The following is an 851-nucleotide window of genomic DNA, read 5'->3' as shown; positions in this document are numbered from 1 at the left end:
AAATCAGACTGGTTAAGATACCGTACACGGATAGTGTCGGTTGCCAATCAAGTAAATTTAAAATTTGAGGAAGCTAAGCCGGAGTTACAGGCACAGATTGCCAAGCAGGTTAGTGGGATTTTAGGGGGAATAAGCTTGACTAAACCTTTATTGTTAAAGCGTTTTACAGCAATTCGATACATTTGATGTAAATATTTAGTCGTGTTTTTTTGATACTTTTAAGCCTCACAGGAATTAAAAAACTCGAAGTTAGATCGATGGGTTCAATATGCAGGAAATAAAATTTATTGGGGAAAAAGTAAAGAATGACAAAAAGATGGAAAAAGGCAATACAGGCAAAAAGAGTGAAGAAACTAAAGAAGCTAAGGAAAATAGGTCAGTCCAAAAGACTCAGATAACAGGAAGCACTAAGCGGGTTGAAAGTGTTCAACAACCTGAGAAAACTGAGAAGAATAAAAGAGCGTTGATTTTTTATAGCGTGCTGATGAGCTGTTTTTTTCCTTTCGTTGGCTTTGCTGAGGACAGTCGGGGGAGTGATACTTCAATTGAGGCGCAACTGGCAGAGTTAAAAGCGGAGGTTGCTTTACTTAAAGCAGATAGTGCCAAAAGCAAGGTTAGTATTGAGGAAGACAATGAGAGCAATCAAAACAGTAAAGGGGGTTATTACACCAGTGTCGTATTTGAGGATATAGATCAGGACGCCGAAGATGGCTCAAACATCACTTTTCCAACGAATCGTGGTCAACTTCAAAACTTTTTGTTCTCCAATCTGCATGAGGGCGGTTTACCGTTTGGTAAGATGAATTCATCACAGTTTGGCTTAAATATATTGCAGCATCGCAATAAATACA

At 38.5% G+C, this 851-nt stretch carries 1 protein-coding gene and 1 pseudogene; both read left to right on the top strand.

Annotated elements, in window-relative coordinates; translation table 11 throughout:
- Positions 1-186, top strand: a 186-nt coding sequence (gene traT, locus DNJ75_RS14995; protein WP_233432424.1) for a complement resistance protein TraT, incomplete at its 5' end; no start/stop codon positions are given.
- Between the two features lie 82 nt (positions 187-268).
- Positions 269-851, top strand: a pseudogene (locus DNJ75_RS14990) (hypothetical protein); the annotation flags it as partial.

The organism is Cysteiniphilum litorale (assembly GCF_003428165.1).
Classification (GTDB): Bacteria; Pseudomonadota; Gammaproteobacteria; order Francisellales; family Francisellaceae; genus Caedibacter; species Caedibacter litoralis.
Note: the sequence above shows the minus strand (reverse complement) of the source record. Positions and strands in the feature narration are given on the sequence as shown.